The organism is Streptomyces sp. NPDC048473, assembly GCF_043200155.1.
Lineage (GTDB): Bacteria > Actinomycetota > Actinomycetes > Streptomycetales > Streptomycetaceae > Streptomyces.
The window spans coordinates 418,186-439,668 of record NZ_JBICXE010000003.1; the positions used below are offsets into that span (position 1 = coordinate 418,186).

Below are 21,483 nucleotides of genomic sequence, written 5' to 3' on the forward strand. Positions count from 1 at the left end.
CGCGCCCATGTCGTACTACGGGTGACCGGCGGCACCGTCCACGTCCGCGACAGCAGCACTTACGGCACGCAATGGCGCTCGACGGCCGGGAAGTCCGGACCGGGCCCGTGGAAGAAGCTCGGCACGGCCGAGCGGCAGTACCACGGCGGGGACGAACTCCAGCTGGTGGAGGGCGTGATCGGGTCCCGCAGCGGCCGCCGCTTCCCGACCGAACTGGCCCAGGACTGGCAACGCCGCCAACCACCCCCACCGTCCACAGCGGCAGAGACCCGCATGTACTGACGAGCACCCGAGCCAAAACCCGAACCCAAAATCCAGCCCGAGCCCAAAAATCCAGCCCGTCCGGCGCTTGAGGACAAAGCCTGAGCCCCACGGCCCGGGGCTGCCCATTCAAGCCCGTCCGGCGATTGAGGGCGGGGTGGTTGCCGGGCACCCCCGGCGACCACCCCGCCCCCACCACTCCCTACATGTGCGTACGCAGCAACGTCCGCATCGTCCGCATGGCCACCGACAGATTCGCCAGATCGAACGAGTCCGACCCCTGAATCTCCTCAAGCGTGGACCGCGACCGGGTAAGGATCGCCGCGTTCTTCTCCTCCCACGCCTTGAACCGCTCCTCCGGCGTAGAGGTCCCGTTGCCCACGGACAGCACATCCGCGGTGAGCGCGGCGTGCGCGGCGTACAGGTCCTCGCGGATGGAAGCGCGGGCCATGGACTGCCAGCGGTCGGCCCGCGGCAGCTCGATGATCCGGTCCATCAGCTGGGTGATGCCCAGCCGGTCCGCGAGGTCGTAGTACACCTCGGCGACGGAGAGCGGGTCCTTGCCGGTGCGCTCCGCGATCGCCACGATGTCCAGCGCCGGGAAGGCGGAGGAGAATCCGGCGACCCGCTGGGCCAGCTCGCCCGGGACACCCGCCTCGGTGAGCTCGTCCAGGATCGACTGGTACCAGTCCAGGTCGGCGCCCATCAGCATCTTGGGCAGCTCGGCCCAGACCTGCTCGACACCCACCTTGAAGAAGTCGATCGTCCCGGCGATCTCCAGCGGCTGCGGCCGGTTGCCGAGCAGCCAGCGCGAACCGCGTTCGACGAGCCGGCGCGAGTGCAGCCGGATCCGGGTCTGCACATCGGCGGCGACCTTGTTGTCGAGCGCCTCGACGGCGTCCCACACCTGGCCGAGGCCGAAGATCTCACGGGCCGCGAACTGCGCCCGCACGACCTCCTCGATCGAGGCGCCCGTCTCTTCCCGCAGCCGGTGCAGGAAGGTCGAACCACCGCTGTTCACGGTGTCGTTGACCAGGACCGTGGTGATGATCTCGCGACGCAGCGCGTGCCCGTCGACCGCCTCGGGGAACTGCTCGCGCAGCTGCTGCGGGAAGTAGGCGTGCAGCAGCTTCTGCAGGTGCGGGTCGTCCGGCAGGCTGGTCCGGATCAGCTCCCGGGCCGCCGTGATCTTCGTGTACGCGAGCAGCACGGCCAGCTCGGGCTGGCTGAGCCCCTTGCCGGCGTTCAGCAGTTCGCGGATCTGCCGGTCGCTGGGCAGGAACTCCAGCCCGCGGTCGAGATCCCCCTCGCGGACCAGCCGGCGCATGAAGCGCTGGTGGGCGTGGAGCAGGGAGGGCGACTGGGCCGTGGCGTTGGAGAGCGCCACGTTCTGTGCGTAGTTGTTGCGCAGCACCAGACGGCCGATCTCATCGGTCATCTCGGCGAGCAGCTTGTTGCGCTGCTTGACGGTCATGTCGCCGTCCCGGACCAGGCCGTTGAGCAGGATCTTGATGTTCACCTCGTGGTCGGAGGTGTCCACACCGGCGCTGTTGTCGATCGCGTCGGTGTTGATCCGGCCGCCGCCCCGGGCGAACTCGATCCGGCCGAGCTGGGTGGCACCGAGGTTGCCGCCCTCGCCGACGACCTTGGCCCGCAGGTCCTGGCCGTTGACACGGATCGCGTCGTTGGCCTTGTCGCCGACGTCCGGGTTCGATTCGGCGGACGACTTGATGTACGTACCGATGCCGCCGTTCCACAGCAGGTCGACGGGGGCCTTGAGGATGGTCTGCATCAGCTCGGCGGGCGTCATCTTCATGACACCCGACTCGATGCCGAGCGCCTCACGGATGTGCGCGTTGACCGGGATGGACTTGGCGCTGCGCGGATGGATGCCACCGCCCGCGGAGAGCAGTTCCTTGTTGTAGTCGGCCCAGGAGCTGCGCGGCAGGTCGAAGAGACGGCGCCGCTCGGCGTACGAGGTGGCGGCATCCGGGTTCGGGTCGATGAAGATGTGCCGGTGGTCGAAGGCGGCGACGAGCCGGATGTGCTCGGAGAGCAGCATGCCGTTGCCGAACACGTCACCCGACATGTCACCGACACCGACGACGGTGAAGTCCTCGGTCTGGGTGTCGTGGCCGAGCTCGCGGAAGTGCCGTTCGACGGACTCCCAGGCGCCGCGGGCGGTGATGCCCATGCCCTTGTGGTCGTAACCGGCGGAGCCGCCGGAGGCGAACGCGTCGCCGAGCCAGAAGCCGTACGAGACGGCGACCTCGTTGGCGATGTCGGAGAACTTCGCGGTGCCCTTGTCTGCGGCGACGACCAGGTAGGTGTCGTCCTCGTCGTGACGGACGACGTCCCTGGGCGGCACGACCTCGCCGGCCACCATGTTGTCGGTGATGTCGAGCAGCGCCGAGACGAAGGTGCGGTAGGAGGCGATGCCCTCGGCCATCCAGGCGTCACGGTCGGCGGCCGGGTCCGGGAGCTGCTTGGCGACGAAGCCGCCCTTGGCGCCGACCGGCACGATGACGGTGTTCTTCACCATCTGCGCCTTGACCAGGCCGAGGATCTCCGTACGGAAGTCCTCGCGCCGGTCCGACCAGCGCAGACCGCCTCGGGCGACCTTGCCGAAGCGCAGGTGCACGCCCTCGACGCGCGGCGAGTAGACCCAGATCTCGAACGCCGGGCGGGGCGCCGGCAGATCCGGGATGGACTGCGGGTCGAACTTCATCGAGACGTAGCTGTGCGGCGTGCCGCCGTCCGCCATCTGGAAGAAGTTGGTGCGCAGGGTGGCCTTGATGACGGTGAGGAAGGACCGCAGGATCCGGTCCTCGTCGAGCGAGGCGACCTGGTCCAGGGCCCCGTCCAGCTCTTCCAGGAGCCCGTCGGTCAGCTCCGTACCGGCCCGCTGGCGCTCGGGCGACATCCGCGCCTCGAAGAGCGAGACCAGCAGCCGGGTGGTGTGGACGTTGTTGCGGAGAGTGCTCTCCATGTAGTCCTGGCTGAAGGTCGACCCGGCCTGGCGCAGGTACTTCGCGTAGGCGCGCAGCACCATCGCCTGCCGCCAGTTCAGACCGGCGCCCAGCACGAGCGAGTTGAAGCCGTCGTTCTCGGCCGCACCGGTCCACACGGCGGCGAAGGCGTCCTGGAACCGGTCGCGGGCATCGTCGGCGAGGTAGTTGCCGTTGCCGTTGGTCTGCGGCATCCGCAGACCGAAGTCGTAGATCCAGGCGTGTGTACGGTCCGCGCAGCGCAGCTCGTACGGACGCTCGTCGACGACCTCGACACCGAGCCGCTGGAGCGCCGGGAGCACGGCGGAGAGGGAGACCTGCTCGCCGGTCCGGTAGATCTTGAAGCGGCGCTCGCCGGGGCCGGCGCCGACCGGCTCGTACAGGCTGAGGGCGAAGTCCTTCTGGTCCTTCTTGAGGGCTTCGAGGTGAACCAGGTCGGCCACGGCGGCGCGCGGCGTGTGGTCGGCCTTGTAGCCCTCGGGGAACGAGTGGCCGTACTGGCGCAGCAGCTCGGCGGCGCGCTCCTCGCCGCACTCGGCGCCCAGCGCCTCCTGGAAGCCGTCGGCCCAGGAGCGGGCGGCCTCGACGAGCCGGGCCTCGATGCGGTCGGCCTCGGCGTCGGTGAGGTCGGGCAGCTCGGTGCCGGGGGCGACCCGGACGACGAAGTGCAGCCGGGAGAGGATCGACTCGGTGTTCCAGGCGGTGAAGTCGACGCTGGTGCCGCCCAGTTCCTCCTTGAGGATGTCGATCAGGCGGAGCCGTACACCGGTGGTGTAGCGGTCGCGCGGCAGGTAGACGAGCGCGGAGTAGTAGCGCCCGTACTCGTCCTGGCGCAGGTAGAGCCGCAGCCGACGGCGCTCCTGGAGGTACAGCACGGAGGTGACGATGGAGCGCAGCTGGTCGACGGGCGTCTGGAAGAGCTCGTCGCGCGGGTACGTCTCCAGGATCTGGACCAGGTCGCGGCCGTCGTGGCTGTTGGGCGAGAAGCCCGCGCCCTCCAGCACCTCGGCGACCTTGCGGCGGATGACGGGCACCCGGCGCACGGACTCGGTGTAGGCGGCGGACGAGAACAGTCCGAGGAAGCGGCGCTCACCGACGACATTGCCGTCGGCGTCGAACTTCTTCACGCCGACGTAGTCGAGGTAGCTGGGGCGGTGGACGGTCGCCCGGCTGTTGGCCTTGGTGAGGACGAGGAGCTTGTGCTCGCGGGCCTTGGCCCGGGCGTCGGCGGGCAGCCGGTCGAAGGACGGGCTGACGGGGTGCGCCTCGTCGACGCTGTGGTGCGGGTCGGAGCGCAGGACGCCGAGGCCGGTGCCGGGGACGGCGGCCAGCGCGTCGGAGTCCTTCAGCTCGTACTCGCGGTAGCCGAGGAAGGTGAAGTGGTCGGCGGCGAGCCAGCGCAGCAGCTCCCTGGCCTCGTTCACCTCTTCGTCGGCGAGGGCGTCGAGCGGTTCGCCGGGCAGGTCGTCGGCGATGCGCAGCGCGGTGTCGCGCATCTTGTCCCAGTCCTCGACGGTCTCCCGTACGTCGGACAGCACCCGCAGCAGGTCGGTGGCGATCTGCTGGAGGTCGGAGCGGTCGGTCTCGCGGTCGATCTCGACGTGGATCCAGGATTCGACGAGCGCGTCGTGCGGCAGCCCGGTCCCGGCGTCCTTGACACCCTTGGCGTTCTTGCGGCCCTGCGGGCTCGTCGCGATGCCGTTGCCCTCGGCGAGGACCTCGATGAGCTTGCCGGTGACGTCGCGGCGTACGACGACCTGCGGGTGGATCACGACATGGATGCCGCGCCCCTGCCGGGACAGCTCATTGGTGACGGAGTCGACCAGGAACGGCATGTCGTCGGTGACGACCTCGACGACGGAGTGGCTGCACGTCCAGCCGTTCTCCTCGACGGTCGGGGTGTGCACCCGGACGTTCGCCGTGCCCTGCGGACGTGTCTCCGCGAGCCGATAGTGGGAGGAGGCGGCGCCGAAGACGTCGACGGGGTCGCGGCCCGCGAGGTCCTCCGGAGCGGTGTGCAGGTAGTAGCGCTGGAGGTAGGCGAGGAGTACGTCCTGCCCGGGACGCTCCTGGTCGCCACCGGTGCCGTCGGCCCCGGTGGCCGAAACAGGTACCCGGGGGGTACCGCCCGGGCCACCGACACCACCGCCCGGGCTGTTGTCAGCTACCTTGGCGGCCCGTGCGAGCAGCTCGGCCTTGGCTTCGTCCAGCTTGGTCTGCATGTCCTCTGGCTCCTGTCGCGCGCCGTTGCGTGACGTAGGTGTAAAAGACGACGTACCGCCACGACACGGGGTTTCCGGTCTGAGTCGACGCTATGCCGCTATGAGAGATGCCCGGGACCATATTGGCCATTTTTGGCAGTCGGACCGGGCTGTGAGGATCAGTGATGGCCCGGGTGCTGTGGCACTCCGGGCTCAGGCCGGGGGCTTCGCTGCCCCCGAGGCGTATCGCGCTGATCACGGGGTCCAGGCTATCTCGCCCGCCCCCGTAACCGTCACGAGCCGTATGTGTACAAAAGATGGCCCCGAAGTTTGACACTCTGGACAGCGCGCCGACCCGTATTGCCGCACTCTGGTAGACGGAACAGGCCGACGAACCGTGGGAGCCCCGCCATGGCACCGAAGATCCTGATCGTCACCGGCGACGCCGCCGAGTCCCTGGAAGTCCTCTATCCCTACCAGCGGCTGCGCGAGGAGGGCTACGACGTCCATATCGCGGCCCCCGCCCGCAAGACGCTCCGCTTCGTGGTCCACGACTTCGAGCCCGGCTTCGACACGTACACCGAGAAGCCCGGCTACACCTGGCCCGCCGACCTGGCCTTCTCCGAGGTCGACCCCGGAGATTACGTGGCCCTGGTCGTCCCGGGCGGCCGGGCCCCCGAGTATCTGCGCAACGACGCCGAGCTGCGCAAGATCCTCAAGGCGTTCTTCGACTCGGACCGGCCGGTGGCCCAGATCTGCCACGGACCGCTGATGACGGCGGCGGTCGGCGCACTGGTCGGCCGGCACGTCACCGCGTACCCCGCGCTGGAGCTCGACATGCAGGCGGCGGGCGCCACCTTCGAGGACCATGAGGCGGTGGTCGACGGCACCCTGATCTCGTCCCGCGCGTGGCCGGACCACCCGGCGTGGATGCGCGAATTCCTGAAGGTGCTCCGCACAAAGGCCCCGGTAACCACCTGACGGCACTCACGAGGGCCCAAGCCCCCTCGCTTTCGAGGGGTCAAGCCCCCGTCCTTCCCTCCCTATCCAGCCATCTGCTCGGCGAGGTCCGCGGCCTCGGCGAGGCTGTCGACCACCGGCACCCCGGCCGCCTGCAGACTGGCTCTGCTGTGCGATCCGCCGGTGTAGAGCACGGCCTTCGCACCGACATGGGCGGCGGCCACGGCGTCGTCCACCGCATCGCCGATGACCACCGTGTGCTCCGGGGACACCCCGTCCAGCGCCGCGATGTGCCGCTCCATGTGCCGAGCCTTGCTGCCGCCGGAGGGCCCGGTGCGACCGTCGACCCGTACGAAGTGCCGCTCGATGCCGTACCCCCGGACCACGGGGACCAGCTGGTCGTGTCCGTACATGCTCAGGAGGGACTGGCTGCGCCCGGTCAGCTGCCACTGTGCGAGAAGCTCCTCGGCACCTTCGGTGAGCCCGCAGGCGGCCCGCTGCTCGGTGTAGTGCCGGTGAAATATCCCGTCCATCCGCTCCCACTCGGCCTCCGTGGGCAGCCGCCCCATCAGCCGTTCGTAGAAGCGGGGGATCGGGATGCAGTACATCTCGCGGTACTGCTCCAGCGTGATCGGCTCCAGGCCGACCTCACCGAACGCGGCGTTCGTCGCGCCGACGACCGCGGCGTTGTCGTCGAGCAGTGTGCCGTTCCAGTCCCAGACCAGATGCGTGCGGTGCTTCCCATGCGTCCCCATGCATAAGAAAGTACCCGCCGGGTCCGACACCCGTTCGGTCACCCGCTCCGGCAGCGGGGAGGCAGCACCCGCACCGCTTCCCTCCCCCTACATCCGATCTCATCCGATCAGATTCGGAATCTCCTGAATGCCGAACCAGAGCAGCTCGTGGTCCTCGGCGCCGTCGACGGTGAACTGCGCGTCGTCGTCACCGAGATCCGCCGCGCCCAGCGCAGCGGCGGCAGCCGTGACGTCCTTCTCCGCGTCGTCCGCGTCGACATGCACGGCTGCGGCCTCGGTGAGCGCCACGGAGGACGCGATCCGCACCTCGCCGAGCGACGACGAGTCGAGGCTGCGGTCCGGGTCGGCCACGGCCGCGCCGTCCGGTACGTCGACGGCGACGACGACCCGTCGGCGGACCGCGTCGGGGTTCCCGGCGATCAGGCGCAGCGAGGCGGAGGCGGCCCGGTTGAGCGCCGCGTACTCCAGCTCCTCGATGTCGTCGGAGACGTACCACTCGCGCAGTCCGGGGGTCACCGCATAGGCGGTCAGCGGACCGGGACCGATCTCGCCCGCCTTGTGCGCCGCTGCGAGACCGGGGAGCGTCAGGGGGACGTACACGCGCATGGCTGGCCGCTTTCGTAGTCGGAAACGCCCTCAGGATACGTGCGACGTCCCCCTTTGGGGTTACGTGCACCCCTGCCTCCCCGTCCACCCGGCAACCGCCTCTCACCCTCCCCACGCCTTCCTCGCACCCCGCACGACACCGGGTGCATCACCCGGATAGGTGATTCCTCCCAGTCGCGCCCGGCGCCCCATCGGCGCTTGCGGCCGCCTCCGCCGTCCCCGTAGAAGATCCACAGCAGAAGTTACCGCCCGGTATTCGGCCGGGCCTCTGAAGCACGGGGGCGATGAGCGATGAGCACGAACAGGACCCGGCCCACCGGACGACACGACCAGCGCAGGCCCGAAGCCGTACCACCGCAACGCGCCAGGACCCCCCGACGCGTCCGCCCCCACCACTGGTTCGCCGAGCGCCTCCTGGCGGTCCTCAGCGGCCAGCGCCCGGTGCACTGGATGCTCGGACACACCATCGGCGAGGCATACGACCAGCTGGCCGAACTGGCCCCCCGCACCCCCCTCAGGGCCCGCGGCGCCCGCCCGGTCATCCGCATGTGCCACGGCGCCCAGCCGGCCCCGGGCGTAGTGGAGGCCTGCGCGAGCATCGCAGCGGGCGAACAGGTACGGGCCATGGCCTTCCGCCTGGAACAGGGCACAGACCTCCGCTGGCGCTGCGCAGCAGTGGAACTGGGCGACGAACACCTACAGGCATCACCCAGCCGATAAACACCCACCAGGGACCTCCCACGCCCCCGCAGACGCGCGAGCAGCGGGGCTGGGGGAAGCCCCCGCAACCCACCGGACACCCCACCCGCTTCCAACCACCCACCCGCCCCCTACCCACCCCCTCCGGCGCTTGAGACCCGGAGCCCAGGCCGAAGCCCCGGCAACCACCACCTCACCTCACACCCACAGCCACCCCACCTCCACGCCCCGCACTCCCAACCCCTCCGACGCTTGAGACCCGGAGCCCAGGCCGAAGCCCCAGCAACCACCACCTCACCTCACACGCCCACCACCCCGCAGCCAGTCACCCCACCTGACTCCCACCACCCCACAACCAGCCACCCCGCACTCACTCCACTCCCCCACCCGCACCTCACTCCCACCCCACCTCCCCCACACCGCACTGCCACCACCCACCGGCCCCCACCCCACCCACGCCCCGCACTCCCAGCCCCTCCGGCGTTTGAGGAGCGAGGTCCGGGGCGGAGCCCCGGTTTCGGGAAGGGGCGGGGAGGGGACAGCCCCGCGCAGCGGCCCACCCACCCACACCAAGCACACCCACCCACCCCGCGCGCCCCACACTCCCCGCCCCACCCCACGGCCCAAAACAAGCCGGGGCCGGCCACCCACAAAAGGTGTCCGACCCCGGCCAAAACCCAACCACCGCCAACGCCAACAGCGTCGGCGCCACCGCTACTTCTTGCGGCGCCGCCCACCCCCACCATTCTTCTGCGCCTTGCGCCGCTCCGCCCGAGTCAGCCCGTCCGACTCGGACGCGATCCCACCGTCACCGTTGGAGAAGTCGCCCTCGACGACCCCGCCCTCCCCGTCCACCGTGGGAGCGGAGAAGTGCAGCCGGTCCGGACGCTGCGGAGCATCGAGCCCCTTGGCCCGGATCTCCGGACGCGCGGCCGGCACGAGGTCCTCCTTGGCGAGCGAGGTCCGCTCGGCCTCGTCCTGCACCGGAACCTCCTCGACCTGCTGTTCGACCTGGACTTCCAGGTTGAACAGGTAGCCGACGGACTCCTCCTTGATGCCCTCCATCATGGCGTTGAACATGTCGAAGCCCTCGCGCTGGTACTCGACCAGCGGGTCCTTCTGCGCCATGGCACGGAGGCCGATGCCCTCCTGGAGGTAGTCCATCTCGTAGAGGTGCTCACGCCACTTGCGGTCCAGGACGGACAGCACCACACGCCGCTCCAGCTCACGCATGATGTCCGAGCCGAGCTGCTTCTCACGCTCTTCGTACTGCTCGTGGATGTCGTCCTTGATGGACTCACCGATGAACTCGGCGGTGATCCCGGCCCGGTCGCCGGCCGCCTCCTCCAGCTCCTCGACGGTGACCTTCACCGGGTAGAGCTGCTTGAACGCACCCCACAACCGGTCCAGGTCCCACTCCTCGGCGAAGCCCTCGGCGGTCTCCTGGCGGATGTAGTCGTCGATCGTGTCGTCCATGAAGTGGCGGATCTGGTCCTGCAGATCCTCGCCCTCCAGGACCCGGCGACGCTCGCCGTAGATGACCTCGCGCTGCCGGTTGAGCACCTCGTCGTACTTCAGCACGTTCTTACGCGTTTCGAAGTTCTGCTGCTCGACCTGCGACTGGGCCGACGCGATCGCCCGCGTCACCATCTTGTTCTCGATCGGCACATCGTCCGGCACATTGGCCATCGACATGACGCGCTCGACCATCTGCGCCTTGAACAGGCGCATCAGGTCGTCGCCGAGCGACAGATAGAAGCGGGACTCGCCCGGGTCGCCCTGACGGCCGGAACGACCGCGCAGCTGGTTGTCGATACGCCGCGACTCGTGCCGCTCGGTGCCCAGGACGTACAGCCCGCCGAGCTCCTTGACCTCTTCGAACTCCGCCTTCACGGCCTGCTCGGCCTTCTCCAGCGCAGCGGGCAGCGCGGCCGCCCACTCCTCGACGTGCTCGACGGGGTCGAGGCCGCGCTGGCGCAGCTCCGCCTCGGCGAGGTCGTCGGGGTTGCCGCCGAGCTTGATGTCGGTGCCTCGCCCGGCCATGTTCGTCGCGACCGTGACCGCGCCCTTGCGGCCGGCCTGGGCGACGATCGTCGCCTCACGGTCGTGCTGCTTGGCGTTGAGGACCTCGTGCTGGACACCGCGCTTGGAGAGCTGCTGCGAGAGGTACTCGGACTTCTCGACCGAGGTGGTGCCGACCAGGATCGGCTGGCCCTTCTCGTGCTTCTCGGCGATGTCGTCGACGACCGCGGCGAACTTCGCGACCTCGGTGCGGTAGATCAGGTCCGACTGGTCGGCACGGACCATCGGCCGGTTGGTCGGGATCGGCACCACACCGAGCTTGTAGATCTGGTGGAACTCGGCGGCCTCGGTCATCGCCGTACCGGTCATGCCGGAGAGCTTGCTGTAGAGGCGGAAGAAGTTCTGCAGGGTGATCGTGGCGAGCGTCTGGTTCTCGTCCTTGATGTCCACCCCTTCCTTCGCCTCGATCGCCTGGTGCATGCCCTCGTTGTAGCGGCGGCCGGCGAGGATACGGCCGGTGTGCTCGTCGACGATCATGACTTCGCCGTCGATGACGACGTAGTCCTTGTCCTTCTTGAAGAGCTCCTTGGCCTTGATGGCGTTGTTGAGGTACCCGACGAGGGGGGTGTTCACCGACTCGTAGAGGTTCTCGATGCCGAGCCAGTCCTCGACCTTCGCGACACCGGGCTCATGGATGGCGACGGTCCGCTTCTTCTCGTCGACCTCGTAGTCGCCGGTCTCCTCGATGCCCTTGAGCGGGTTGCCCGCCTCGCCCTTGGTCAGACGCGTGACCAGCTTGGCGAAGTCGCCGTACCACTTGGTGGCCTGGTCGGCCGGGCCGGAGATGATCAGCGGCGTACGGGCCTCGTCGACCAGGATCGAGTCGACCTCGTCGACCACGGCGAAGTTGTGGCCGCGCTGGACGAGCTCGTCCGCGGACCACGCCATGTTGTCGCGGAGGTAGTCGAAGCCGAACTCGTTGTTCGTGCCGTACGTGATGTCGCAGGCGTACTGCTCGCGGCGCTGGGCCGGCGTCATGTTGGCCAGGATGCAGCCGACGGTCAGGCCCAGGAACTTGTGGACCCGGCCCATCATTTCGGAGTCGCGCTCGGCCAGATAGTCATTGACCGTGATCAGGTGCACGCCCTTGCCGGAGAGCGCGTTGAGATACGTGGGCAGGGTGCCGACGAGGGTCTTGCCCTCACCGGTCTTCATCTCGGCCACATAGCCGAGGTGCAGGGCCGCGCCGCCCATCATCTGGACGTCGTAATGGCGCTGTCCGAGGACACGCTTCGCGGCCTCTCGGACCGTTGCGAATGCCTCGGGGAGCAGGTCGTCCAGGCTCTCGCCGTCCGCGTACCGTTCCTTGTACTCGTCGGTGAGCGCCCGCAGCTCGGCGTCGGAGAGGTTGACGAAGTCCTCTTCGATGGAGCTGACCTGGTCCGCGATGCGGTGCAGTTTGCGCAGGATCTTGCCTTCGCCTGCACGCATGAGCTTGTTGAAGACGGACACTGAGGCTGGTCTCCTTGCCGGTCGGGCCTGGCACTGGGTCGTGTTATGGACTCTGGCGCGGGCACGGCAGGTGGGCCCCACCGCAACGGCCATCGTAAGCGAGGACCCCACCGCGCCGGGAGGGCTGCCGCCGCGTCGGCTCCGCCGTCCCTTCCGAGTCAACGGCCGGGGGGCGCCGAAGGTGCCGGGAAGTCCGAAAAGTGTTCGCTTCACGGCCGGCGCCTCACCAGAATCCGTATATCAGAATCCGTGCATGGAGCCGATCACCCTCACCACCGAGCGTCTGCTGCTGCGCCCTTTCACGAGCGGCGACGCGGACGAGGTCCACGCCGCTTGTCAGGACCCGGACATCCAGCGCTGGACGGTCGTGCCCTCGCCGTACAGCCGCGCCGACGCGGAGCTCTTCGCGGGAAAGCTGTCCCCCGGCGGCTGGCACGACGACTCCACGTACAACTTCGCGGTGGTCCTGCGCGAGGGCGGGTCCCTGGCGGGCGCGCTCGGCATCAATCGCCGCAATCTGCCGGGCACGTACGAAGTGGGGTTCTGGACCTCCAAGGAGCACCGGGGCCGCGGCTACATGACGGAGGCGGTGCTGTCCGCCGCCCGCTGGACCTTCACCTCGCTCGGCGGTGACCGGCTTGAGTGGCGGGCCGAGGCCGGCAACGTCCCCTCGCGTGCCGTGGCGCTGCGGACGGGATTCCGGATGGAGGGCGAGCAGCGGTCGGGGCTGCTCAACAAGGGCGTCCGGCGCGACGCCTGGGTGGGTGCGCTGCTCCCGTCCGATCTCGGCCTGCAGGGCACTCATGCCTATCTGCCCGCCACCGCCTGACTCACCGGCCTCCTGCCCTCGCGGTGAACTCCACGACCGGATGTCAGTGCCTCCCTCTAGGGTGCGAGGCATGACGTCTGTGCCGCCTCCCGCCGCCGAACTCTCCGCCGACCAGGCGCGCAGGATCGCCCTGCGCGCCCAGGGCTTCCTGGGCGCTCCGGACCGCCGGGCCGGGGTTCCGGGTGTGCTGCGGCATCTCGGCGCCGTACAGCTCGACACGATCTCGGTGCTCGCGCGTTCGCACGAGCTGATTCCGTACGCGCGCCTCGGCGCGGTCGGCAGGCACACGGTCGAGGAGGCGTACTGGTCGGGTGGCCGCACCTTCGAGTACTGGTCGCACGCGGCCTGCATCCTGCCGGTCGAGGAGTGGCCGCACTTCGCGTTCCGCCGCCGCGCCTACCGCTCGCGCCCCCACTGGCACCACGACCTGCCGGACGGCGCCTACGAGACGGTGATCAAGCAGCTGCGCACCGAGGGCCCGCTGACGGCGACGGAGCTGGGCGGCGCGAAGAACGGCGGGGAGTGGTGGGACTGGTCGGCGTCGAAGGTCGCCGTGGAGCGCGCACTGATGTACGGCGAGGTGGTGTGCACCGAGCGGCGCAGCTGGAAGCGGGTGTACGACCTCGCCGAGCGGGCCCTGCCCGATACCGTGCTGCACGACGATCTGGACGACGCGGAGTGCCTGCGCCGGCTTGTCGCGCTCGCGGGGCAGTCCCTGGGCGTCGGCACCCGCGCGGACATCGCGGACTACCACCGGCTCAAGGGTGAGCAGTTCGACGCGGTGGTGGCGGACTCCGGTCTCGTGCCGGTGACGGTGCAGGGCTGGGCGAAGCCGGCCTGGGCGGACCCGGCGGCACTGGCCTCCGAGCCGCGCGGGCGGCACCGTACGACCCTGTTGTCGCCGTTCGACTCGCTGGTCTGGGAGCGGGCGCGCACCGAGCGGATCTTCGGTTTCACCCATCGTCTGGAGGCTTACGTCCCCAAGCCCAAGCGGATACACGGTTATTTCGCGATGCCGCTGCTGGCGGGCGGAAAGCTGCAGGGCCGCGTCGATCCGGCGCGCGAGGGAAGCACGCTGGTCGCCCGTCAGGTGTCCCTGGAGGGCAGGAAGGCCGTGGCGCCGATGGCCCAGGCTCTGGTGGAGGCCGCGTCCTGGGTCGGTTGTACGGATGTCCGGCTCGAGCGGGTCGACGCACCGGAACTGCGGGGGCCGCTCGCTCAGGAAATCGCCCGCGCTCTGGCGTGAGCGTGCATTCCCGTCCCTTTGCCCGGCGTCGCCCCGCCCGGTCCCGTCGTGGGACCGGTCATCTGATCTCCAGGATCTTCTCCCGCATGGCATAGACCACGGCTTCCATCCTGGAGTGCAGCTGCAACTTCTCCAGAATGTTGCGGACGTGGTTCTTCACGGTGTTCTCGGAAATGAACAGTTCCTTCGCGATATCGCGATTGTTCATGCCCGTTGCAACGAGTTTCAGGACTTCGAGTTCCCGGTCGGTGAGCCGCGGCGCCGGCACCAGCCTGCGCTCGTCGGTCCGCTGGATCATCGACTTGAACTCGGTGAGCAGTTTGGACGCCATGGAAGGGCTGATCTGGGACTGCCCGTCGGCGACCGCGCGAATCGCGGTGGCCACCTCGTCCGTGGAGATCTCCTTGAGGAGATAGCCGGTCGCGCCCGCCTTGATCGCGTCGTAGAGATCGGCCTCCTCGTCGCTGATCGTCAGCATGATGATCTTCGCGCTGGGGGCCACCTCCTTGATCGACGTGCAGGCCTCGATGCCGCCGCGCTTGGGCATCCGTACATCCATCAGCACGATGTCGGGCAGCAGATCGGCCGCCTTGTCGACCGCCTCCGCCCCGTCACCCGCCTCGCCGATGACCTGGATGTCCTCCTCCTGGGCGAGGACGATCTCCAGACCTCTGCGGAAGAGCGCGTGGTCGTCCACCACGAGGACCCGGATCGGCTCCTTGCGGGAACCACTGTCCGCGTCCGCTCCGGTGTCGGCACCGGCAGCGCCGTCGGCATCATTCGCATCGCGCACGGGCCCGAAGGTGTCCGCCATCGTTCCTCCCCCTGAAGGCCATGGCCTGAAGTTCACAAACTGTCCGCCAACGGCAGTTCACAGAGCACCGGTTGGCTTGGGACGACATGATTTCATGCCTGGACGTCGGAGTGGTGATGCTGTGGCCGCACACGGGTGCCCCTGGGGGCGCACAGGCGCTCCAGGGGCACCGCAGAAGGGTGGCGTCAGCCGCCGAGCGCACCGCCCGCGCCGCCCGCCTCATCAGCGGCCAGCGGATCGGTCCTCAGGTGAATGACACCGTAGTCATAGGCATGCCGTCGGTAGACGACACTGGGTTCCTTCGTCTCGGAGTCGACGAACAGATAGAAGTCGTGCCCGACCAGCTCCATCTCGTAGAGCGCCTGATCGAGCGACATCGGTGCGGCGACGTGCGTCTTCTCGCGCATCACCAGCGGACCCTCGCCCTGTACCTCCAGCGAGCCGAACCTGGTGGTGGGTACGGACTGAGCCGTCTCGTTGGCGACCAGATCGCCCTCGCCGTTGAACGACGCCGCACCCGGCACAGTCTCGGCGACTTCGGCAGCGGGAATCCGGCCGTTGCCACGGCGGCTGTAGCGCTTGTCATGCTGCTTACGCAGCCGCGCCTCCAGCTTGCCGGTGGCCAGGTCCAGCGCTGCGTACGGGTCGCCTGCGGCCGCTTCCGCCCGGATGACCGGTCCACGCGAGCGGAGCGTGATCTCCACCCGGTCGGAACGGTCGGCCTGACGGGGGTTCGGCTCCTTGGACACCTCGACGTCGAGGCTGATCACCTTGCCGTCGAACTTCTGGATCTTGTCCAGCTTCAGCTTCTCGGCCACGTGCTTGCGGAACCGCTCGGGCACCTCGGTCTTGCGGCCCTTGACGACGATGTCCACGCAGAACTCCGTTCCCGGATCACTCCGCTCAGTGGCGGAGCATCTCCCTTTTGCACCAGGCCCCGGTGATAGCCGGAGCCGCGGACTCGGTGACTTCCACCTCCTCCTCCCCCATCGGCAGGGTCTCCACCCCACCGAATTTTCTGCTTCTGGACTACTGGTGAGTCGCCTGCCCGAAACCTGGTGGTGCATTCGTCGAGGTCTGGCATTCACCATTCCTCACAACCGAACATAGCCTGCCTGGCCGGATGTCGGCACCCGCTACTCGCACGTACCTCCGTTCAGGTCTTTTTAACCACTTACTACCTGCAACGATGCAAGTTCACTGGCAGTTCCGGTTTATTTCGAAGGCTGGCGGAGACACTGCGACAACGGCCGCCTGCCCGCTGCCGGATACGGCGCCCTCGTGCCCGCCTGCTGCCCCGATCGCCCGGGCCGCCTCGGCCAGCGAGGCACCGGTCGTCAAAAGGTCGTCCACCAGCACCACCCGTCCGGCCGCAAGCAGCCGTTCACCCCCGGCCACGACCTCCAGTGCCCCCGCGAGATTCGCTTGCCTCTGCCGGGCTCCCAGCCCCGCCTGATCGGCCACCGGGCGCCGCTGCCGAAGCACCGCGACCACCCGGGCGCGGGTACCTCCGCGCCGCAGCTCGCCCGCGGCAGCCAGCGCGACCCGGCGCATCGGATCATGCCCCCGCGCCGCCACGGCCCGCCGCGTCGACGGCACGGGTACGAGCAGAAGGGGGCCGACGACACCCACCTGCCCCGTCCCGCCCCGTACGGCCCCCGCCAGCGCCTTGCCGAGTGCCCCGGCCAGCCCCAGTGCACCCCGCTCCTTATGGGCCAGGAGCACCGCACGTACCGCGTTCTCGTACGCGGCGGCCGCATGCACCACCGGCAGGCCCACTGGCTCCGGCACGGGCCTCACCCGGCGCGGCACCCCGCCGTACAGCTCCGCACGGCACTCCTCGCACAACTCGGTGCGCGGCCTGCCGCAGCCACCGCAGGAAACCGGCAGGACCAGTCCGGAGATCTCCCGCCACCATCCCCGCATGACTCCACTGTGCCCTCCCCGAAGAGACCGGGCCACCCCTGTGGAAAACGCGGAAGCGGCCCTGCGGGGTCTCAGCCCGGGTAGACCAGCGACGAGCCTTCCTTGACCACCGTCTGCCAGTTGTCACCCGGCGACAGCTTCACTATCCCGTCGCTCGACGTGGCCGCCATCAGCGGCAACTGCTCGTCGTCCGCCGCCGCGACCGACGACACCTGGTTCACACCGGGCAGAACACCCGACGCGGCCGTCGAACCGTCGGCCTGCACATAGCGCACCTGCTGCACGCCGCCCTGCTCCTTGCCGACCACCACGAGACGGCTCCGGCCCGACCACGACATCGCGGTCACATCCGTCAGCTGCGGTGCGGCCTGCCGCAACTCCACCACCGAGACCTTCTGCTCCGCCTCCGGCCCGCGCCGCTCGATCCGGCCGATCTTCAGCGTGTTGTGGCCGTCCTGGGTCACCAGGAGTGCGATCCGCACGCCGTCCGCGGACATCCGCAGCGCCTCGATCCGCCCGCCGTCCAGGCTCGGCACGGTGACCTCCTGCGGCTTGCCGGCACCACCGGTCAGCCGCAGCAGTCTGCGGTTGCCGGGATCCCGGTCGGCCACCCAGAGGTCGCCCCGGCCGTCCCAGCTCGGTACCGACAGGCGGTTGTTCGGGTTCTGGGCCTTGCTGGTCACCGCGGCCGCGGGAAGCTCACCGTCCGAGACGATGGACGACACATAGAGGGCCGCCCTGTCGCGCGAGACCGCCGCCGCCCACTGCTCGTCCCTGGCCACACCGACCGCACCCATCCGCACCGGTCCATCGCCGAGCGGACCGGTCACCACCTCCGGGGTGCCACTGCCCTTGGTGCTGCCCGGAATTCGCTCCACATGCCCCTTGGCATCGACGAAGTACTGGCTGTCCGGCCCGCTCGACGAACCGTCAGGGGCGAACTCCTCCGCCTGGTCGGTCCCGAGGACGCACAGCGGGGAGCCGTCGGAGCGCTGCAGTTCGACCTGCTCGACCCGTGCGGACGTCAGGTCCCGCAGGGTGTAGAGGACCTGTGAGGCCATCATGCGGCAGGAGCGCTGTCCGACACCGTCCGCCTTCTTGTTGAGCGGGACCTTCAGTACGTTGCGGTCGTCGGGCGCCAGTGAGGTGACGCCCTTCTTCAGCGCTGTCCCTGCGGGGAAGCGGGAGTCGACCACCGGCCGCAGCCAGCTGGTCGGCCCTGTCAGGAGGCTGCGGACCGCCTGCGTCACGGTGTCCATACCCGTGACGGGGTCCGTCCGGCTGCGGAGATAGACGGGGTCGGCGACCAGGGTCGACTGCTCCGCCGTCCGCCCCGCGGCGAAGTAGTACTTGTCGACGGAGCGGTAGAGGCGCTTGAAGTCCGACTGCCCGAGCAGAAGGCCGTCCGGCACGAGGTCGATGCGCCACTCCTTGCCCTCCGGCCCGTTCTCCTTCACCAGATGCAGGGTCTGGTTGTAGTCCGTGGGCGCGAGCGGCTGATAGGCGCTCTGGGCGTCGACCGTTGCCACCATCTCACCGGTCAGGGTGTAGGTGATCTCCGTGATACCGGGGTCGCTGTCGCGGAACGGGCGGTCGCTCCGGTTCGGCGCCTTGGTGAGCACCGTCGTGAACGCGCTCGGCTTCCAGGTACTGGCTGCCTTCCTCGTCAGGTACTTGCGGGTCGTCCTGAAGTCCGAGTCATCACTGGTCATGGACTCCAGGAAGCCGTCGACGACCTCGTTGGGGGTGGCGTTGTCACGCGGCGCCACGGCATACACCTGCACCTGGGAGTCACCGGGCTGCGAGGCGTCAACAGCCTTGACATCTCCGGTGACGGGCATCGAGCCGCACGCGGACAGCAGCACGACACCGCATCCGAGCAGCGCGAACAGCCCCAGCACGCGTCCATGGCCGTCCCTACGACGGTCAGTGCCCACGATTCGTGTCCCCCCGCTCCAGGTCCTGCACTGCAGAGTCGAAATCGCCACCCGGCCGGTCCTCGGCGGCGCGCGCGACCACCCGTGCGCCGCTCCCCGGCAGAGCTGCCGGATGCACCGAGGCCGGCGCCGTCCGGGAGGCCACGGGGGAACGCGAAGGTACGGACAGCGCGGACCGGTCGCTGCCACCGGGCTGGGCCGGCACTGCCGTCAGCCGGTGCTCGCTCCCGGTCGTGGGAGCGGCCGCAGCCCGCTCCCCGTTCTCCCGGTTGCGCCGGGAATCCTCGGGTTCCAGCGGTATCGGCGATCCGCGCAGCGGTTCGTCCGCCGTGCGCGGCAGCGTCAGCCGGAACTGCGAGCCGCCGCCCGGCTCGCCCCATGCCTGTAGCCAGCCGCCGTGCAGCCGGGCGTCCTCCACGGCGATGGACAGTCCGAGTCCGGTGCCGCCGGTCGTCCGTGCGCGAGCCGGGTCGGCCCGCCAGAAACGGTTGAACACCCGCGTCGCCTCGCCGGGCTTGAGTCCCACACCGTAGTCCCGGACGGCCACGGCGACCGCGCCTCCGGCCACCCCCATCCGCACCACGACATCCCGGCCCTCGCCGTGCTCGACGGCATTGACCACAAGGTTGCGCAGGACGCGCTCGACCCGCCGCGCGTCGGCCTCCGCGATCACCGGCTGCTCGTCGCCGACCACCCGGATCCGGGTGCCCTTGCGGTCTGCCAGCGGCTCGGCCCCGCCGATCACCCGTCGTACGACCTGCCGCAGATCTATCGGCTCGGCCTCCAGTGCCGCGGCGCCCGCGTCGAACCGGCTGATCTCCAGCAGATCGGAGAGCAGCGACTCGAACCGGTCGAGCTGATCCCCGAGCAACTCCGCGGAACGCGCCGTCACGGGATCGAAGTCGCTGCGGGCCTCATGGATGACATCGGCGGCCATCCGTACGGTCGTCAGCGGTGTCCGCAGCTCGTGGGAGACGTCGGATACGAAGCGCCGCTGCATCCTGGACAGCTCCTCCAGCTGCTGGATCTTCAGCTGCAGGTTCTGCGCCATCTTGTTGAAGGCCTCACCGAGCCGGGCGATGTCGTCCTCGCCGGTGACCTTCATCCGTTCCTGGAGCCTGCCGGCGGAGAGCCGCTCGGCGATGCCCGCCGCCATCCGTACGGGCGTGACAACCTGCCGCACCACGAACCAGGCGATGGCCCCGAGCAGCACGACGACGAACAGTCCCGCAGTCGCCAGCGTGCCCTTGACCAGCGTCAATGACTTCTCCTCCTGCGTCAGCGGGAAGAGGTAGTAGAGCTGGTAGGGATTGTGGTCGATGTCGTAGAGCCGCTTGCCCACGACGAGTCCGGGCTGCGGCTCCTGTCCGTTCGCGTACTGGATCAGGGAGTACGTCTGGAACGCTCCCGGGCCCTTGTTCACGGAGTCCCGCAGGCTCTGCGGAATGCTCGCCGCCTCCACACTGCCCGAGCCTCGGGGCGCACGGGTCCCCTCGTCGGCGCTGAGCGCCACCACGTTGAAGGCGTTCTTGCCGCCACTGGCGAGCTGATCGACGAGCTCGGTCCGCCAGGAGTTGTTGGCCGAGGTGCCGTCCGCCGCGTCGCCGCCCGGCCCACCGGGGGTGAGCGGGGCGTTCGCCTTCTCCTGAGCGGCCGCGAAACCGCCGGCGGCCTGCGTCTGGGCAGCCTTGCCCTTCGCGTCGAGCAGGCCGTTGCGCACCTGCCCGATCACGACCAGCCCGAGGAGCAGCACCACACCGAGCGACATGAGCAGCGTGCCCGCGACGACCCGCAGCTGGAGGTTCCGTCGCCAAAGCCGCACGGCGGGCAGCAGCGGACGCCGCACCCAGCGCATCAGCAGTCGCGGCACAGGGCCGCCGGGCGCCCGGTCGTGGAACAACCGGCCACCCTGCAGAAGACGTCCGACCTGGGACGCCTTGTGTCCTGGAGCAGCAGCCCGCTCCGCACGGGCTCCCGGCTCCCCGGGCTGCGGAGCAGCGCTACTCAGGGGCATATCAGCTCGGTCCGGCCTTGTAACCGACGCCTCGGACGGTCACCACGATCTCGGGCCGTTCCGGGTCCTTCTCGACCTTGGAGCGCAGGCGCTGGACATGCACATTCACCAGCCGGGTATCGGCGGCGTGGCGGTATCCCCAGACCTGCTCCAGCAGTACCTCACGGGTGAAGACCTGCCACGGCTTACGGGCGAGCGCGACCAGCAGGTCGAACTCCAGCGGGGTGAGGGCGATCGACTGTCCCTCCCGCTTCACCGAGTGACCGGCCACATCGATGACCAGGTCCCCGATGGCCAGTTGCTCCGGCGCCGGTTCCTCGGACCTCCGCAGACGTGCCCTGATCCGGGCAACCAACTCCTTAGGTTTGAACGGCTTGACGATGTAGTCGTCGGCCCCGGACTCCAGGCCCACCACCACGTCAACCGTGTCGCTCTTGGCAGTGAGCATGACGATCGGCACACCCGACTCGGCCCTGATCAGCCTGCAGACCTCGATGCCGTCCCTACCGGGCAGCATCAGATCCAGCAGGACCAGGTCCGGCTTGGCCTCACGAAATGCGGCAAGTGCCTTGTCACCGTCCGCTACGAACGACGGCTCGAACCCTTCACCACGCAGCACAATCCCGAGCATCTCGGCCAGTGCGGTGTCGTCGTCGACGACAAGGACGCGTCCCTTCATAATCGACATCATCC

15 protein-coding genes are annotated in these 21,483 nt (G+C 69.1%); 5 read left to right on the plus strand and 10 right to left on the minus strand.

Annotation, left to right across the window (positions count from 1 at the left end; all coding sequences use genetic code 11):
* The first annotated feature begins 21 nt into the window (after window positions 1-21).
* The gene (locus tag ACGFU7_RS08290) at window positions 22-282 is read left to right on the plus strand and encodes a hypothetical protein (protein WP_393693517.1); all 261 of its coding nucleotides are present in this window, start codon (window positions 22-24) and stop codon (window positions 280-282) included.
* Window positions 283-463: 181 nt separating this feature from the next.
* On the opposite strand, the gene ACGFU7_RS08295 is transcribed toward ACGFU7_RS08290, so the two are convergent.
* Complete coding sequence (locus ACGFU7_RS08295; protein ID WP_393693519.1) at window positions 464-5,491, minus strand: NAD-glutamate dehydrogenase; 5,028 nt, start codon at window positions 5,489-5,491, stop codon at window positions 464-466.
* Between the two features lie 390 nt (window positions 5,492-5,881).
* Here ACGFU7_RS08295 and ACGFU7_RS08300 point away from each other — a divergent pair, with 390 nt between their 5' ends.
* The gene (locus tag ACGFU7_RS08300) at window positions 5,882-6,451 is read left to right on the plus strand and encodes a DJ-1/PfpI family protein (RefSeq protein WP_393693521.1); all 570 of its coding nucleotides are present in this window, start codon (window positions 5,882-5,884) and stop codon (window positions 6,449-6,451) included.
* A 62-nt stretch (window positions 6,452-6,513) separates the two neighbouring features.
* Here ACGFU7_RS08300 and ACGFU7_RS08305 read toward each other — a convergent pair whose 3' ends face one another.
* Window positions 6,514-7,185: an HAD family hydrolase gene (locus tag ACGFU7_RS08305; protein ID WP_393693523.1), complete on the minus strand. Its 672-nt coding sequence runs from the start codon at window positions 7,183-7,185 to the stop codon at window positions 6,514-6,516.
* A gap of 99 nt (window positions 7,186-7,284) precedes the next feature.
* Window positions 7,285-7,791: a DUF6912 family protein gene (locus ACGFU7_RS08310; RefSeq protein WP_093893997.1), complete on the minus strand. Its 507-nt coding sequence runs from the start codon at window positions 7,789-7,791 to the stop codon at window positions 7,285-7,287.
* A gap of 291 nt (window positions 7,792-8,082) precedes the next feature.
* On the opposite strand from ACGFU7_RS08310, the gene ACGFU7_RS08315 reads away from it, so the two are divergent.
* Window positions 8,083-8,511 (plus strand): Rv3235 family protein, encoded by a 429-nt coding sequence (locus tag ACGFU7_RS08315; RefSeq protein WP_393693525.1) that lies wholly within the window; start codon window positions 8,083-8,085, stop codon window positions 8,509-8,511.
* 693 nt (window positions 8,512-9,204) lie between these two features.
* Here the strand turns inward: ACGFU7_RS08315 and secA are convergent.
* Complete coding sequence (gene secA / locus ACGFU7_RS08320; protein WP_393693527.1) at window positions 9,205-12,024, minus strand: preprotein translocase subunit SecA; 2,820 nt, start codon at window positions 12,022-12,024, stop codon at window positions 9,205-9,207.
* A gap of 253 nt (window positions 12,025-12,277) precedes the next feature.
* Between secA and ACGFU7_RS08325 the strand changes: the two genes are divergently transcribed.
* Together ACGFU7_RS08325 and ACGFU7_RS08330 are read left to right on the plus strand one after the other, a co-directional pair.
* Window positions 12,278-12,853: a GNAT family N-acetyltransferase gene (locus ACGFU7_RS08325; protein WP_393693529.1), complete on the plus strand. Its 576-nt coding sequence runs from the start codon at window positions 12,278-12,280 to the stop codon at window positions 12,851-12,853.
* A gap of 70 nt (window positions 12,854-12,923) precedes the next feature.
* Window positions 12,924-14,099 (plus strand): winged helix-turn-helix domain-containing protein, encoded by a 1,176-nt coding sequence (locus ACGFU7_RS08330; RefSeq protein ID WP_393693531.1) that lies wholly within the window; start codon window positions 12,924-12,926, stop codon window positions 14,097-14,099.
* Window positions 14,100-14,157: 58 nt separating this feature from the next.
* On the opposite strand, the gene ACGFU7_RS08335 is transcribed toward ACGFU7_RS08330, so the two are convergent.
* The 6 genes from ACGFU7_RS08335 to mtrA form a co-directional block, all read right to left on the minus strand.
* Window positions 14,158-14,913: a response regulator gene (locus ACGFU7_RS08335; RefSeq protein ID WP_393693533.1), complete on the minus strand. Its 756-nt coding sequence runs from the start codon at window positions 14,911-14,913 to the stop codon at window positions 14,158-14,160.
* Window positions 14,914-15,098: 185 nt separating this feature from the next.
* Window positions 15,099-15,788: a ribosome hibernation-promoting factor, HPF/YfiA family gene (gene hpf / locus ACGFU7_RS08340; RefSeq protein WP_393693535.1), complete on the minus strand. Its 690-nt coding sequence runs from the start codon at window positions 15,786-15,788 to the stop codon at window positions 15,099-15,101.
* 322 nt (window positions 15,789-16,110) lie between these two features.
* On the minus strand, window positions 16,111-16,839 hold the full coding sequence (locus ACGFU7_RS08345; RefSeq protein ID WP_393693537.1) for a ComF family protein: 729 nt from the start codon (window positions 16,837-16,839) through the stop codon (window positions 16,111-16,113).
* Between the two features lie 71 nt (window positions 16,840-16,910).
* The gene (locus ACGFU7_RS08350) at window positions 16,911-18,776 is read right to left on the minus strand and encodes an LpqB family beta-propeller domain-containing protein (RefSeq protein ID WP_393693539.1); all 1,866 of its coding nucleotides are present in this window, start codon (window positions 18,774-18,776) and stop codon (window positions 16,911-16,913) included.
* A complete protein-coding gene (gene mtrB / locus ACGFU7_RS08355; protein ID WP_393693541.1) occupies window positions 18,766-20,790 on the minus strand; it encodes an MtrAB system histidine kinase MtrB in 2,025 nt (674 codons plus the stop codon). The genes ACGFU7_RS08350 and mtrB overlap by 11 nt, the downstream gene beginning before the upstream one ends.
* A gap of 1 nt (window position 20,791) precedes the next feature.
* A complete protein-coding gene (gene mtrA, locus ACGFU7_RS08360) occupies window positions 20,792-21,481 on the minus strand; it encodes a two-component system response regulator MtrA (RefSeq protein WP_187438793.1) in 690 nt (229 codons plus the stop codon).
* Window positions 21,482-21,483: the final 2 nt, after the last annotated feature.

Bases quoted from the DNA above. Each gene is read 5' to 3' on its own strand.
- mtrB (WP_393693541.1), bottom strand. From the start codon at position 20,790: ATGCCCCTGAGTAGCGCTGCTCCGCAGCCCGGGGAGCCGGGAGCCCGT.
- ACGFU7_RS08300 (WP_393693521.1), top strand. From the start codon at position 5,882: ATGGCACCGAAGATCCTGATCGTCACCGGCGACGCCGCCGAGTCCCTG.
- ACGFU7_RS08345 (WP_393693537.1), bottom strand. From the start codon at position 16,839: ATGCGGGGATGGTGGCGGGAGATCTCCGGACTGGTCCTGCCGGTTTCC.
- ACGFU7_RS08325 (WP_393693529.1), top strand. From the start codon at position 12,278: ATGGAGCCGATCACCCTCACCACCGAGCGTCTGCTGCTGCGCCCTTTC.
- mtrA (WP_187438793.1), bottom strand. From the start codon at position 21,481: ATGATGTCGATTATGAAGGGACGCGTCCTTGTCGTCGACGACGACACC.
- ACGFU7_RS08330 (WP_393693531.1), top strand. From the start codon at position 12,924: ATGACGTCTGTGCCGCCTCCCGCCGCCGAACTCTCCGCCGACCAGGCG.
- ACGFU7_RS08295 (WP_393693519.1), bottom strand. From the start codon at position 5,491: ATGCAGACCAAGCTGGACGAAGCCAAGGCCGAGCTGCTCGCACGGGCC.
- ACGFU7_RS08315 (WP_393693525.1), top strand. From the start codon at position 8,083: ATGAGCACGAACAGGACCCGGCCCACCGGACGACACGACCAGCGCAGG.
- ACGFU7_RS08310 (WP_093893997.1), bottom strand. From the start codon at position 7,791: ATGCGCGTGTACGTCCCCCTGACGCTCCCCGGTCTCGCAGCGGCGCAC.
- ACGFU7_RS08305 (WP_393693523.1), bottom strand. From the start codon at position 7,185: ATGGGGACGCATGGGAAGCACCGCACGCATCTGGTCTGGGACTGGAAC.
- ACGFU7_RS08335 (WP_393693533.1), bottom strand. From the start codon at position 14,913: ATGGCGGACACCTTCGGGCCCGTGCGCGATGCGAATGATGCCGACGGC.